The sequence below is a fragment of the Pseudogulbenkiania sp. MAI-1 genome (assembly GCF_000527175.1).
Taxonomy (GTDB): Bacteria; Pseudomonadota; Gammaproteobacteria; order Burkholderiales; family Chromobacteriaceae; genus Pseudogulbenkiania.
In genome coordinates this window covers 586,427-600,224 of sequence record NZ_AZUR01000001.1, presented here as the reverse complement: position 1 = coordinate 600,224, position 13,798 = coordinate 586,427, and the positions used below count along the sequence as shown (strand labels likewise).

Here is a 13,798-nt window from a genome sequence, read left to right as displayed (position 1 = left end):
CCGTCCTTGTGTGGGTGGGGGAACTGCCAAAGCCTCAAGCCAGACCGTTCTGTTCGGTCCAGCGGGCGAATTCGTTTTCCAATTGGTCGAAACTGTCGATCACGAACAGCTGATCCTGCATGTGCCAGATGTCGTACGAAGTCTCGGCGATCAGCCCGATGTCGAAGTCGACCTTGCGCGTCTTGTCCGACAGGCTGTAGAGCACCTCGTTGGGCGAGGACAGGATGCCGGCGCCGTAGATGCGCAAGCCTTCCGGGTTGCGGATCAGGCCGAACTCGACGGTGTACCAGTAGATGCGCGGCAGCCAGACGCGGCCGGGATGTTCGCTCTCGAAAGCCTTGACACCGGCTCGGCCGAAACGCTCGAAGAACGAGGCGAAACGCGGGTTGGACAACAGCGGCGCATGCCCCAGCAGGTCGTGGAACATGTCCGGCGCCGGGGTATAGCCGATCTCCTCGGGCTTGCGGATGAAGTCGGTGGACGGGAAGATGCGCTGCGCCAACAACTCGAAGAACTCCTTGTCCGGCACGATGCCGTCGACCCGGGTCAGGCGCCAGCCGGTGGAGGCCTCGATGCGGTCGCTGATGTCGGCCAGGCGCGGGATGCGCTCCGTGGGAAAGTCGATCAGGGACAGCCCCGCCAGGAATTCGTTGCAGGCCCTGCCCGGCAGCACCGCCCACTGGTTGCTCAGCAGCGTGGCCCAGGTATGGTGCTCGATATCGGTATAATCCGGCACCGCCGCCTTGTGAATGTCCAGTTCGGACGGCAAGGCGGACAACTGCATGTCCGCGCGCTCACGCGCCGCTTCTGCGGTGTACATGGCGTTATCTCCTTGGTAAACAATCTGCAGCGGTCTGACGCCACTGTTAAAATGCAACATGCTTCCAAGCTCATTTTAGGCAATTTGCTTCGCAATTTCCTTGCAAAGAAACCCGAAAATTACTAATAACTAAAATAAAATTTTACTCTTTAGCGAAAATACGAGAACAAAATGCCAGACATCACCCTAGACAAGACAGATCTGAGAATCCTTGCCGAACTCCAGCTCAACGGCCGTCTGAGCAACGTCGAGTTGGCCGAACGCATCGCGCTCTCCCCGTCGCCCTGCCTGCGTCGCCTCAAGCAGCTGGAGGAATCCGGCGTCATCCGCCAGTACGTGGCACTGCTCGACCCAGCCCGCATCGGCCTGGGCCTGCAAGCCTTCGTACGCGTCATGCTGGAGAAGCGCGGCAACCTGGACCTGTTCATTGAAGCCGTGCAACGCTGGCCCGAGGTCATCAATTGCTACGCCATGACCGGCGAGATGGACTACCTGCTGCAGGTCTACTTCGAGGACATGGAGCACTTCTCGCGCTTCGTGATGGACCAGCTGCTGCAGCAGCCCGGCATCCAGGACGTCAAGTCGAGCTTCGTGCTGAAGGAATTCAAGCGCACCGCCGCCCTGCCACTCGAGCATCTGAAGGGCGGCTGAGCGTGCCCCGTCGCTGGTTCGGGGTCCTGCTGCCGCTGATATGCTGGCTGCTGCCGCAGCCCACCCTCGCCTTCAGCGTGGCCTTCGTCAACCCGGGACGGCACGACGAGCCCTACTGGCTAAGCGCCAGCCAGGCCATGCAGGCCGCCGCGCGTGATCTCGACATCGAGCTGGAAGTGCTCTACGCCGAACGCGACCATCTGAAGATGATCGATCTGGTGCGCCAGGTCACGGCGCGCTCGCAGAAGCCCGATTACCTGATCGTGGTCAACGAGAAGCTGGTCGCTCCGGCCATGCTGCGGCTCGCCAACGCTGCCCGCCTCCCCACCCTGCTCGCCTACAACGAACTCTCGCCCGAGCAGCGCGCCGAGATCGGCCGCCCGCGCCGGCAACTGCGCTACTGGCTGGGTTCGCTGGCGCCGGACAACGAACAGGCCGGATACGACTCGCTCGAGGCCCTGATTGCCGCCGCCCGCCAGCGCGGCCTGCTGAACGCCCCGGCCGAACTGCTGATGATTTCCGGCGACCCCGCCACCCCGGCCTCGGTGGAGCGGCTGCGCGGCGCGCAACAGGCGCTGGCCGCCTACCCCCAGGTGCGGTTGGTTCAGGTGGTCAACGGCATGTGGCAGCGCGAACGAGCCTACCAACAAGCCAACTGGCTGTTGGCGCGCCATCCCCGCACCCGGCTGATCTGGACCGCCAACGACCTGATGGCGTTCGGCGTGCGTCAGAGCCTGCAGGAATACGGCCGGCAGCCCGGCCGCGACGTGCTGATCGCCACCGTCAACAACTCGCAGGAAGTGATGCGCGCCCGCATCGACGGCGAGATCAGCGCGCTCAGCGGCGGGCACTTCCTGACCGGGGCGTGGGCACTGGTCATGCTCTACGACTACGCCCACGGCAAGGACTTCGCCACCGAGGGGCTGGAGTTGAGGAAGCCGATCTTCGGCCTGATCACCCCAGCCATGGCGCAACGCTATCTCGATAAATTCGCCGGCAACGACTTCGACGGCATCGGCTTCCGGCGCTTCTCGCGCCGGCTGAACCCGACGCTCCGGCATTACGATTTCCGCTTCCAGCGGGTGCTGGAGTAAACCATGCCGCGCCCGTTCAAATCGCTGGCACGACAGCTGATCCCGCAGTTACTGCTGCTCGGCGTGCTGCTTGGCCTGGCTACCAGCGCCGTGCGCATCGGGCTGTTGCTGCAGGATGAGCGGCAGCAGCAGAACAAGATGCACGAGACGGTGCAGCAGCTATTCGTGCCGCTGATCGCCCAGAGCGTCTGGGACGTCGACCTGCCCGCCCTGCATCGCGAACTGAAGGCGCTGGCCCGCTTGCCCGGCATCGACCACGTCGTGCTGCATACCCGTGACGGCCAGACCCTGCGCGCGAACGCCTCCCCCGCGCCCCGCTCCCATCAAATCCGCTACGAACTACCGCTGACAAGCGAGCTGAGTCCCGACAAGCCGCTGGGCACGCTGGAAGTGGTCGTCCGCGACCGTCCGCTGCTGGCCACGCTGGGCAGGGAACTGCTGGATTCGCTGCTGACACATCTGCTGGAATTGCTGGTGCTGGTCGCCCTGCTGTTGTGGCTGCTGCGGCAGCGTTTCGTCCTGCCGCTGCAGCAGCTGACCGACAAGGTACGCACCTTCCGCCCGGGACAGCCAGTGGCTCCGTTCAGCATCCGCCGCCGGCCGCGGCGCTGGACGGATGAACTCGACCAACTGGCCGACTCCTTCCTCTTGATGCGGGAGAGCCTCAACACCCACCTGCGCGAGCAGCTGCGCTACGAAGCCGAGCTGAAAACGCACCACGACCACCTTGCCGCACTGGTCGGCGAGCGCACCGCCGCGCTCGACCGGCTGCTGGACTTCCAGCAACTGATCGGCCGCATCTCCTCGCGCTTCATCAACATCCCGCTGGCCGACGTCGATCGGGCCACCGAGCTGGCGCTGGCCGAGATCGGTCGCGGCATGCAGGTGGAGCGCTCCTTCCTGATCGGCCTGGAATCTCCCTGGACCATCGGCAGCGTGTACGAATGGTGCGAGCACGGGGTGCTTCCGACCACACGCGACTTCACCGGAGACGACCTGAGCCGGCTGCCGTGGCTGACCGCCAGGCTGGAAGCCGACGGCTTCATCGGCATCGGCGACACCTTGGCCGTGCCGGACGCGGCCGGTGAATTTGCCGCCACCCTGCGCCGGTATGACGTAAAGAGCCTGTTGATGGTGCGCATCGACTATCAGGGCAAGGCCATCGGCCTGTTCGGCTGCAGCATGGTCAGCCAGCCCCGGAACTGGGACGAGAAGGAGCGACAGCAATTGCGCCTGATGGCCGATCTGCTGGCCAACATGATCATGCGCAAGCGCCAGCTGGAAGAACTGGAACACTCGCGCCAGCTATTGGAGCAGGCCAACCGCCATCTGGCGCTGATCGCACTCAACGACAGCCTCACCGGCATCCCCAACCGACGCCACTTCGACGAGCAGAAGTCCGCGCTGTTCGCCCGTGCCGTCGGGCGCCCCTTCTCGGCGTTGGCGATCGACATCGATTTCTTCAAGCAATACAACGACGGCTACGGCCATGCCGAAGGCGACCGCTGCCTGTGCCGGGTGGCGACCGAAATGGCGCGCCACTTCGGCAACGGCGACGCCCTGCTCGCCCGCACCGGTGGCGAGGAGTTCACCGTGCTGCTGCCGGACTGCCCGGCCGACACGGCCTGGCTGCAGGCGGAAGCGCTACGCCTGGCGATAGCCGCGCTGCGCATCCCGCACCAGCACTCCAGCGTGGCGCGCTGGGTCACCATCAGCATCGGTCTCGCCAGCGTCGTGCCGCAGCCCGGGCTGCACGTCGCGACGCTGATCGAGCAGGCCGACAGCGCGCTCTACCTGGCCAAGTCGGCCGGGCGCAACCGCGTGGCAAGCCATCGGCCCGCCACTGCGGTGGCATGAAAAACGGCCCCGCGGGGCCGTCGGCGTGTCGTACTGTTCAGTGCTTGGCGCCATGCACGGCTTTACAGCCCCAGCCGTTGCCAGATCGTCGACACGATGCCGGCCTGGTTCAGCGTGTAGAAATGCAGGCCGGGGGCGCCGCCCGTCAGCAGCCGGTCGCACAGTTCGGTCACCACGTCGAGGCCGAGTGCGCGGATCGAAGCGGTGTCGTCATAGTAGGACTGCATCCGCAGGCGCAGCCAGCGCGGTACTTCGGCCCCGCACATGTCGGAGAAGCGGCACAGCTGGCCGAAGTTGGAAATCGGCATGATGCCCGGCACGATCGGGATGTCCACGCCGCGCGCCTGCACCTCGTCGACGAAGCGGAAGTAGGCGTCGGCGTTGAAGAAATACTGCGTCATCGCCGAATTGGCGCCGGCCTGCACCTTGCGCACGAAGTTGTTGAGGTCGTCCTCGGCCGAGCGCGCCTGCGGGTGGAACTCCGGGTAGGCCGCCACTTCGATGTGGAAGTGGTCGCCATGCTCGGCGCGGATGAACGCCACCAGCTCGTTGGCGTAGCGGAACTCGCCAGCCTCGCCCATGCCCGACGGCAGATCGCCGCGCAGCGCCACGATGTGGCGGATGCCGTGGCTCTTGTACTCGTTGAGGATGGCGCGGATGTTCTCGCGGGTGGAGCCGATGCACGACAGGTGCGGTGCAGCGGCATGGCCCTCGTTGCGGATCTCCAGCACCGTCGCCAACGTGCCCTCGCGCGTGGTGCCGCCGGCGCCGAAGGTGACGGAGAAGAACTCGGGCTTGAACTGCGCCAACTGCTGACGCGTGGTGCGCAGCTTGGCGATGCTTTCCGCCGTCTTCGGCGGGAAAAACTCGAAACTGAAGGTACGCGGCTTGGTGCTCATGATCTGATCTCTGTCGCCGCCCCGTGCCCAGCATGGCCGAAGCGGTCGTTATTCCCGGTGGTGTCGTCCGCCGCCGTCGAACGGCGGCGGGAAAAGGCGGACTGCCCGGCCCGCCCTTCCTTGTACTCACATCAATAGCGCATCAATAGCGGTAATGCGCCGGCTTGTACGGGCCTTCCTTCGGCACGCTGATGTAATCAGCCTGCTGCTGGGTCAGCTCGGTCAGCTTGACGCCGATGCGTGCCAGATGCAGGCGCGCCACCTTCTCGTCCAGGTGCTTCGGCAGCACGTAGACCTCTTTGCCGTACTTCTCGCCGAACTGGAAGATTTCCATCTGCGCCAGCACCTGGTTGGTGAAGCTGTTGGACATCACGAAGCTCGGGTGGCCGGTGGCGCAGCCGAGGTTCACCAGGCGGCCTTCGGCCAGCAGGATGATGCGCTTGCCGTCCGGGAAGATGATGTGATCGACCTGCGGCTTGATGTTTTCCCACTGGTACTGGCGCAGGGACGCCACCTCGATCTCGCTGTCGAAGTGGCCGATGTTGCAGACGATGGCGTTGTTGCGCATCTTCGTCATGTGCTCGTGGGTGATCACGCCGACGTTGCCGGTGGTGGTGACGAAGATGTCGCCCTGGTCGCACACGTCGTCCATGGTCACCACGCGGTAGCCTTCCATCGCCGCCTGCAGCGCGCAGATCGGGTCGATCTCGGTCACCCACACCGTGGCGCCCAGGCCGCGCAAGCTCTGCGCGCAGCCCTTGCCCACATCGCCGTAACCCAGCACCACGGCGATCTTGCCGGCGATCATCACGTCGGTGGCGCGCTTGATCCCGTCCACCAGCGATTCGCGGCAGCCGTACAGGTTGTCGAACTTGGACTTGGTCACCGAGTCGTTGACGTTGAACGCCGGGAACGGCAGGCGGCCTTCCTTCTGCAACTGGTACAGGCGGTGCACGCCGGTGGTGGTCTCCTCGGTCACGCCCTTGATGTGCTTCAGGCGCTTGGAGTACCAGTTGGCGTCCCGTTCCAGGTAACGGGCGATGGCGGCGTACAGCGCCACTTCTTCCTCGTTAGTCGGCGAGGCGATCAGCGAGCGGTCGCTCTCGGCACGGGCACCCAGCATCAGCAGCAGCGTGGCGTCGCCGCCATCGTCGAGGATCATGTTGGCCGGCTCGTTCTCCGGCCATTCGAAGATCTTGTGCGAGAACTCCCAGTACTCGTCGAGCGACTCGCCCTTGAAGGCGAATACCGGGATGCCGGCCGCGGCGATGGCAGCGGCGGCGTGATCCTGGGTCGAGAAGATGTTGCAGGACGCCCAGCGCACTTCGGCGCCCAGCGCCACCAGCGTCTCGATCAGCACGCCAGTCTGGATCGTCATGTGCAGCGAGCCGGCGATGCGCGCGCCCTTGAGCGGCTTGGATTCACCGTACTCGGCGCGCAGCGCCATCAGGCCCGGCATCTCGGTCTCGGCAATCGCCAGTTCCTTGCGGCCCCAGTCGGCCTGTGCCATGTCGGCAACGTGGAAATCGGTAAAGGTATCAGCCACAGCGTTCATCAAGAACTCCACGATGTGGCCGGTGGGATGCGGCTCACCCGCAAGCCCGTCCGGCACGGGTTTATGAGGGTGAGCGCCGTTATTACGGAAACCGAGCCTGGGAGGTCGATCCCTCTCGCAGCGCTCCTCGGTCTAGCCGCGCATTGTACCTGCAAAACGGGCCGGCCGAACAGTCGACAAGCCCGGCTGCGGCGGCGCTGCCACACCGCTTTCGCGGCAGCTGCAGGGCTCCACGGCATGAAAAAAGCGGGCACGCGGCCCGCTTCCGGCATGAGAACGCCGTGCGCTTACAGCCCGGCAGCGGCGCGCAGCGCCTCCACCTTGTCGGTGCGCTCCCAGGTGAACTCCGGCTCTTCGCGGCCGAAATGGCCGTAGGCGGCGGTCTTGCTGTAGATCGGGCGCAACAGGTCGAGCTCCTTGATGATGCCCTTCGGACGCAGGTCGAAGTGCTGCTTCACCAACTCGACGATCTGCTCGTTCGGGATCACGTTGGTGCCGAAGGTGTCCACCGAGATCGACGTCGGCTGGGCCACGCCGATGGCGTAGGAAACCTGGATCTGGCACTGGCGCGCGAGACCGGCGGCGACGATGTTCTTCGCCACGTAGCGGCCGGCGTAGGCGGCCGAGCGGTCGACCTTGGACGGGTCCTTGCCGGAGAACGCGCCACCGCCGTGCGGCGCCGCACCGCCGTAGGTGTCGACGATGATCTTGCGCCCGGTCAAGCCGCAGTCGCCCTGCGGGCCGCCGATGACGAAGCGGCCGGTCGGGTTGATCAGGAAGCGGGTCTCTGCGGTCAGCATCTCCGGCGGCAGCACCGGCTTGATGATGTCCTCGATCACCGCCTCGGTCAGCGCCTTGTGGTCGATGTCCGGCGCGTGCTGGGTCGACAGCACCACGGTGTCGATGCGCTTGGGCAGACCGGTCTCGCTGTCGTAAACGCAGGTGATCTGGCTCTTGGCGTCCGGGCGCAGCCACGGCAGGCGGCCGTCCTTGCGCAGCTCGGCCTGACGCTGCACCAGGCGGTGCGCGTAGTAGATCGGGAACGGCATCAGCGTCGGGGTCTCGTCGCAGGCGTAGCCGAACATCAAGCCCTGGTCGCCGGCGCCCTGGTCGAGATCGAGGCCTTCACCTTCGTTCACACCCTGGGCGATGTCCGGCGACTGCTTGTCGTAGCCCACCAGCACGGCGCAGCCGCGGTAGTCGAAGCCCATGTCGGCGTTGTCGTAGCCGATGCGCTTGACGGTTTCGCGGGCGATCTTGATGTAATCGACGTTGGCGGTGGTAGTGATCTCGCCGGCCAGCACCACCAGGCCGGTGTTCACCAGCGTCTCGGCGGCAACACGGGCGTGCTTGTCCTCGCGCAGAATGGCGTCGAGGATGGCGTCGGAAATCTGGTCGGCTACTTTGTCCGGATGCCCTTCAGACACCGATTCGGAAGTAAACAGGTATTCGCTCATTGATTTTTCATTCCCGGAGAAAGCCTAAAACTGAAGGATGATAAAATAGGCCGCTTCCACTTCTGATTCTGAACCCGTGATGGCAACGTTGGTCCATTTTCTGCTCTCCCTCCTCGCGCGGCTGCCACTCTCGTGGCTGCAGGGGCTGGGGGCCTGCCTGGGACGGCTTACCTATCATCTGTCCCCCCGCTTCGCGGCGAGACTGGAGGAAAATCTTAGGTCAAGTCAAATCGGCAAAACTTATCAGGTTTTCCAAGACTTAGTCAAACAATCCGCCGCAGAAACCGGCAAGGGCGCGCTGGAACTGGCCATCGCCTGGTGCCGCGAGCCGGACGACATCGCCGCCATGGTGCGCCACTGCAGCGGCTGGGAACACGTCGAGAAAGCCCTCGCCGCCGGGCACGGCATCGTCTTCGTCACACCGCACCTGGGCAGCTACGACATCGCCGGGCGCTACATCAGCTCGCGCCTGCCCTTCCCGCTCACCGCCATGTACCGTCCGCCCAAGCTCGCCTGGCTGGAACCGGTGATGCAGGCCGGGCGCAGCCGCGGCAAGGGCAAGACCGCGCCGGCCACCGGCGCCGGCGTGCGCGTGCTGATGAAGGCGTTGAAGTCCGGCGAGGCCACCATCATCCTGCCCGACCAGGTGCCGGGCAACGGCGAAGGCGTGTGGGCGCCGTTCTTCGGCCAGCCCGCCTACACCATGACGCTGGTGCCGCGCCTGGCACAGCTCTCCGGCGTCGAGGTGCTGCTGTTCACCGGCGAGCGTCTGCCCAGGGGGGCCGGTTTCGCAGTGCACATCGAACCGCTGCCGGAACCGTTCAGCGGCGACAAGGAACAGGATGCCACGACGCTCAACCGCGCCGTCGAGACCCTGATCCGCCGCTACCCCGCGCAGTACCTGTGGAGCTACAACCGTTACAAATGCCCGGCCGGCGTCAGCCGGCCCACCCCGCAACGAGGATAACAAGCAACAATGAAGATCGTTTTCGCCCTGCTGTGGCTGCTCCGCCTGCTGCCGATGTGGCTGATCGGCGCGCTCGCCTGGCTACTCGGCAGCCTCGCCTACGCCCTGGCGCGCGAGCGGCGCCGCGTCGGCCTGATCAACCTGCGGCTGTGCTTTCCCGACATGTCGCTGGCCGAACGCAAGCGCCTGATCCGCCGCAACTTCCGCCACATGATCCGGCTCGCGCTGGAATACGGCGTATGCTGGTGGAGCTCGGCCGAGCGCATCCGCAAGCTCGTCACGGTCAAGAACCTGCACTACGTCACCGACCTGCGCACCAAGGGCGAAGACGTCATCCTGTTCTACCCCCATTTCGTCGCCTTCGAGATGGGTGCCTACCGCATGAACCAGGACATCCCGCTGGTCAGCGTCTACTCGCACCAGAAGAACCGCGAGCTCGACGCACAGATCTACAAGGGCCGCCAGCGCTACGACAACTGCTACATCGTGTCGCGCCAGGAAAGCCTGCGCTCGATCATCAAGGCGATGCGCCAGGACCACGCGCCCTTCCTCTACCTACCCGACCAGGACTTCGGCCCGCGCGACTCCATCTTCGTCAAATTCTTCGACACCGACGCCGCCACCATCCCCGGCCTGTCGCGCATCGCCAAGCTGTCCAAGGCGCACGTGGTGCCGGTGATCGCGCGCCGCGTCGGCAACCGTTTCGAACTGGAATACTACCCGCCGTGGGAAAACTACCCGACCGACGACGTCGAAGCCGACACGCGGCGCATGAACGCCTTCCTCGAGGAGCGCATCCGCGAGATGCCCGACCAGTACTTCTGGCTGCACAAGCGCTTCAAGACCCGTCCTCCGGGCCAGCCGCGCTTCTACTGAGTCCCAATCTTCCCGAGCCGACCACCCCGGTCGGCTTTCTGCCGCCCGGCGCGGCTTACTCCCCCGGCTGCTCGCAGCGCCAGCCCCCGGGGAGAGACCAAACCCCAAAGCGAACGGTCGATCCCCGTATGGGCAAGCCCACCGGTCTCCCATCCCCCCACAAACGGCAACCGCGCCCCCTTGTCCCCCCTGCCACGGCGCCAATCCACAACTCGCTCCAAACCCGCTGACGAACCATAGCCCCCACAGGCAAGCGGGGACGCTCACCGTCCCGCCAACGATCACCCTGGCGCAAAAAAACCCGACTGCACGCAGTCGGGTTTTTTTGACGGAAACGGCTTCTCGCTCAGTGGCGGCGCTTCTTCCAGAAATAGCAATACACGAAGCCCGGGAAGGCGAACACCAGGAACAGCGAGGCGGTCGTTGCGTAGAACTGCCAGTTCTGGCTGTGCACCGGCATCTGGCGCCCTTCCAGGAAGCGCGCCAGCAGACCGACCAGGAAGAACAGCACCACCAGCTCCAGCAGCCGCCAGCCGACATGCTTGGACTCGACCCTGATCACGCCGGCGATGCGCGGCATGAAAAACGGCAGGTTGGCCGCCAGCACGGCGACGAGCAAAACGGTGGCGACGCTGCTCTCCATGGCGACTCCTTACAGCACGGTCAGCGACTGCTTCATCGCTTCGACGCAGAGTTCGATCAGGCGCTGCGGCACCACGCCCAGCACCAGCAGGGCCAGGGCGTTCAGCGACAGCACCAGCTGCATGTCGCCCCGCACGCTGATCGGGCTCGTATCCTGCACTTCGTCGAAGTACATGTGCTTGACCACGCGCAGGTAGTAGAAGGCGCCGATCAGCGACATCACCACGGCGAACACCGCCAGCGGCACCAGGCCGATATCGACGATGGCCTTGATCACGGCGAACTTGGCGTAGAAGCCCACCAGCGGCGGAATGCCGGCCAGCGAGAACATCGCCAGCAGCATCAGCGCGGCGTACCAGCTGTTGCGGTTGTTCAGGCCCTTCAGGTCTTCCAGCTTGTCGCACTCGAAACCAGCGCGCGACAGCGCCAGGATGATGCCGAAGGCAGCCAGCGTGGTCAGCACGTAGGTGATGGCGTAGAACAGCGCCGAAGAGTAGCCCTGCTCGTTGCCGGCCAACAGGCCCAACAGCATGAAGCCCATGTGCGAAATGGTCGAATAGGCCAGCATGCGCTTCAGATTGGTCTGGGCGATGGCGGTGATGTTGCCGATCGCCATCGACAGCACAGCCACGATCGCCAGCATGCTCTGCCAGTCGCCGGTCAGGCCGTCCAGGCCCTGCACCAGGATGCGGAAGACGAACACGAAGGCGGCCAGCTTCGGCGCGGCGCCGATCATCAGCGTGATCGCGGTCGGCGAGCCCTGATAGACGTCGGGCACCCACATGTGGAACGGAACCGCGCCCAGTTTGAACGCGAGGCCGGCCACCAGGAACACCAGGCCGAACACCAGCAAGAGCTGGTTGGCCGAACCGCCGTGGATGGCCTTGGCGATGGCGGCGATTTCCAGCGTGCCGGTCGCACCGTACACCATCGACATGCCGTACAGCAGCAGGCCGGACGCCAGCGCGCCCAGCACGAAGTACTTCATCGCCGCTTCGGTCGCTGGCACCGAGTCGCGCTGCAGCGCAATCAGTGCGTACAGCGACAGCGACAGCAGTTCCAGCCCCATGTACAGCGACAGGAAGTGGCTGGCGGACACCATCACGTTCATGCCGAACAGCGCGAACAGCGCCAGGGTGAAGAACTCGCCCTTGTACATGTCGCGGTCGGCGGCGTACTGGCGGGAATACACCAGGATCATCGCGGTTGCGCCGTACATCGCCAGTTTCACCAGCGAAGCCAGCGGGTCGGCGACGAACATGTTGGACAGCGTGTACTGCGCATACGGCTCGAACGTGTATACCTGCAGCGCGGCGGTGCCGGCCAGGGTCAACATGCTGAGGCCGTAGGTGATGCCGCGCTTGGCATCCGAAATAAACAGATCGAGCAACAGGATGGCCGACAAAGCCGAGAGCAGGAAGATCTCGGGCAATACCGGCACCAGGTTCAAATCAGCCCAATTCATCGTGGTTTCCTTGTGGCCTCACAGCTTGCTTTGCGCTACGTGCGCGATCAGATCGTTCACCGACAGGTGCATCTTCGACACGAAGGCCTGCGGGTAGAGACCCATGCCGAGGACGGTAATGGCCAGGATGGCCAGCACCAGGAACTCGCGCTTGTTGACATCCTTCATCTCGGCTACGTGGCTGTTGCCGACATCGCCGAAGATCACCCGCTTGTACATCCACAGGGTGTAGGCCGCGCCGAAGATCAGCGTGGTGGCGGCCAGGGCGGCATACCAGAAGTTCACCTGCACCGCGCCCATGATCACCATGAACTCGCCGACGAAGCCGGAAGTGGCCGGCAGACCGGAGTTGGCCATGCCGAACAGCATCATGAAGGCGGCGAAGATCGGCATCTTGTTGGCCACGCCGCCGTAGTCGGCGATGTTGCGGCTATGCAGACGGTCGTACATCACGCCGATGCAGAAGAACATCGCAGCCGAGACGAAACCGTGCGACACCATCTGCACCAGCGCGCCTTCGACAGCCCACTGGTTCAGGTTGCTGCCGAGGAACATGAACATGCCCAGGGTCACGAAGCCCATGTGCGAAATCGACGAATAAGCCACCAGCTTCTTCATGTCGGACTGCACCAGCGCCACCAGGCCGATGTACACCACCGCCACCAGCGACAGCGCCACCATCACCCAGGCCAGCTCGCGCGAAGCGTCCGGCAGGATCGGCAGGGCAAACCGCAGGAAACCGTAGGCACCCAGCTTCAGGGTGATCGCCGCCAGCACCATCGAACCGCCGGTCGGCGCTTCCACGTGGGCGTCCGGCAGCCAGGTGTGCACCGGCCACATCGGCACCTTCACCGCGAACGACAGGAAGAAGGCGACGAACAGCAGCATCTGCACGCCCAGCGCGATCTTCATGTCATGGAAGGCCAGAATCTCGAAGGTCTTGCCGGCCTTGAAGTACATGTAGATGAACGCCACCAGCATCAGCAGCGAGCCCAGCAGGGTGTAGAGGAAGAACTTGACCGACGCGTACACGCGACGAGGACCGCCCCACACACCGATGATCAGGTACATCGGGATCAGCATCGCCTCGAAGAACACGTAGAACAGCATCGCATCGAGCGCGGCGAACGAGCCGTTGATCAGACCGGACATGATCAGGAAGGCCGCCATGTACTGCGCCACGCGCTTCTCGATCACTTCCCAGCCGGCCAGCACCACCATCAGCGTGGTGAAGCTGTTGAGCACGATGAACAGCATCGAGATGCCGTCCACGCCCAGGTGGTAGTTGATGTTGAGCGCCTCGATCCACGGACGCATTTCTTCGAACTGCATGCCGCCGTTCAGGTCGTTGAAGCCGGTATAGAGCGGCAACGACACCAGGAAGCCGGCCAGCGACCCGGCCAGGGCCAGCCAACGGGCCAGTGGCGCGCGCTGGTCCCCTCCCGTCGCCAGCACCAGCAACCCGGCCACGATCGGTGTCCAGATCACCAGACTTAACAGATTAGTGAACATAGT

Annotated in this window: 12 protein-coding genes and 1 riboswitch; of the genes, 5 read left to right on the top strand and 7 right to left on the bottom strand. The window is 64.5% G+C overall.

Annotated elements, in window-relative coordinates; translation table 11 throughout:
* Nucleotides 1-34: 34 nt before the first annotated feature.
* Nucleotides 35-820, bottom strand: a complete 786-nt coding sequence (locus tag PSEMAI1_RS0102775) for a phenylalanine 4-monooxygenase (RefSeq protein WP_024301392.1) — start codon at nt 818-820, stop codon at nt 35-37.
* Nucleotides 821-991: 171 nt separating this feature from the next.
* Here PSEMAI1_RS0102775 and PSEMAI1_RS0102770 point away from each other — a divergent pair, with 171 nt between their 5' ends.
* The 3 genes from PSEMAI1_RS0102770 to PSEMAI1_RS0102760 are packed head-to-tail and all read left to right on the top strand — an operon-like array spanning nt 992 to nt 4,422.
* On the top strand, nt 992-1,471 hold the full coding sequence (locus tag PSEMAI1_RS0102770) for an Lrp/AsnC family transcriptional regulator (RefSeq protein WP_024301391.1): 480 nt from the start codon (nt 992-994) through the stop codon (nt 1,469-1,471).
* A gap of 2 nt (nt 1,472-1,473) precedes the next feature.
* Nucleotides 1,474-2,565, top strand: a complete 1,092-nt coding sequence (locus PSEMAI1_RS0102765; protein ID WP_024301390.1) for an ABC transporter substrate-binding protein — start codon at nt 1,474-1,476, stop codon at nt 2,563-2,565.
* A 3-nt stretch (nt 2,566-2,568) separates the two neighbouring features.
* Complete coding sequence (locus PSEMAI1_RS0102760; RefSeq protein ID WP_024301389.1) at nt 2,569-4,422, top strand: diguanylate cyclase domain-containing protein; 1,854 nt, start codon at nt 2,569-2,571, stop codon at nt 4,420-4,422.
* A gap of 62 nt (nt 4,423-4,484) precedes the next feature.
* Here PSEMAI1_RS0102760 and metF read toward each other — a convergent pair whose 3' ends face one another.
* The 3 genes from metF to metK form a co-directional block, all read right to left on the bottom strand.
* Nucleotides 4,485-5,321: a methylenetetrahydrofolate reductase [NAD(P)H] gene (metF, locus tag PSEMAI1_RS0102755; protein ID WP_024301388.1), complete on the bottom strand. Its 837-nt coding sequence runs from the start codon at nt 5,319-5,321 to the stop codon at nt 4,485-4,487.
* A gap of 142 nt (nt 5,322-5,463) precedes the next feature.
* A complete protein-coding gene (gene ahcY / locus PSEMAI1_RS0102750) occupies nt 5,464-6,876 on the bottom strand; it encodes an adenosylhomocysteinase (protein WP_024301387.1) in 1,413 nt (470 codons plus the stop codon).
* A 64-nt stretch (nt 6,877-6,940) separates the two neighbouring features.
* A riboswitch (S-adenosyl-L-homocysteine riboswitch) is annotated at nt 6,941-7,011 on the bottom strand.
* Between the two features lie 152 nt (nt 7,012-7,163).
* Complete coding sequence (gene metK / locus PSEMAI1_RS0102745; RefSeq protein WP_024301386.1) at nt 7,164-8,333, bottom strand: methionine adenosyltransferase; 1,170 nt, start codon at nt 8,331-8,333, stop codon at nt 7,164-7,166.
* 79 nt (nt 8,334-8,412) lie between these two features.
* Between metK and PSEMAI1_RS0102740 the strand changes: the two genes are divergently transcribed.
* Nucleotides 8,413-9,300 (top strand): lysophospholipid acyltransferase family protein, encoded by an 888-nt coding sequence (locus tag PSEMAI1_RS0102740; protein WP_024301385.1) that lies wholly within the window; start codon nt 8,413-8,415, stop codon nt 9,298-9,300.
* A 9-nt stretch (nt 9,301-9,309) separates the two neighbouring features.
* On the top strand, nt 9,310-10,176 hold the full coding sequence (locus tag PSEMAI1_RS0102735) for a lipid A biosynthesis lauroyl acyltransferase (protein ID WP_024301384.1): 867 nt from the start codon (nt 9,310-9,312) through the stop codon (nt 10,174-10,176).
* Between the two features lie 346 nt (nt 10,177-10,522).
* Here the strand turns inward: PSEMAI1_RS0102735 and PSEMAI1_RS0102730 are convergent, their stop codons facing one another.
* The 3 genes from PSEMAI1_RS0102730 to PSEMAI1_RS0102720 are packed head-to-tail and all read right to left on the bottom strand — an operon-like array spanning nt 10,523 to nt 13,795.
* Nucleotides 10,523-10,819, bottom strand: a complete 297-nt coding sequence (locus PSEMAI1_RS0102730) for a DUF2818 family protein (RefSeq protein WP_024301383.1) — start codon at nt 10,817-10,819, stop codon at nt 10,523-10,525.
* A gap of 9 nt (nt 10,820-10,828) precedes the next feature.
* Nucleotides 10,829-12,283: an NADH-quinone oxidoreductase subunit NuoN gene (gene nuoN, locus PSEMAI1_RS0102725; protein WP_024301382.1), complete on the bottom strand. Its 1,455-nt coding sequence runs from the start codon at nt 12,281-12,283 to the stop codon at nt 10,829-10,831.
* 18 nt (nt 12,284-12,301) lie between these two features.
* Complete coding sequence (locus PSEMAI1_RS0102720) at nt 12,302-13,795, bottom strand: NADH-quinone oxidoreductase subunit M (protein WP_024301381.1); 1,494 nt, start codon at nt 13,793-13,795, stop codon at nt 12,302-12,304.
* Nucleotides 13,796-13,798 lie beyond the last annotated feature (3 nt).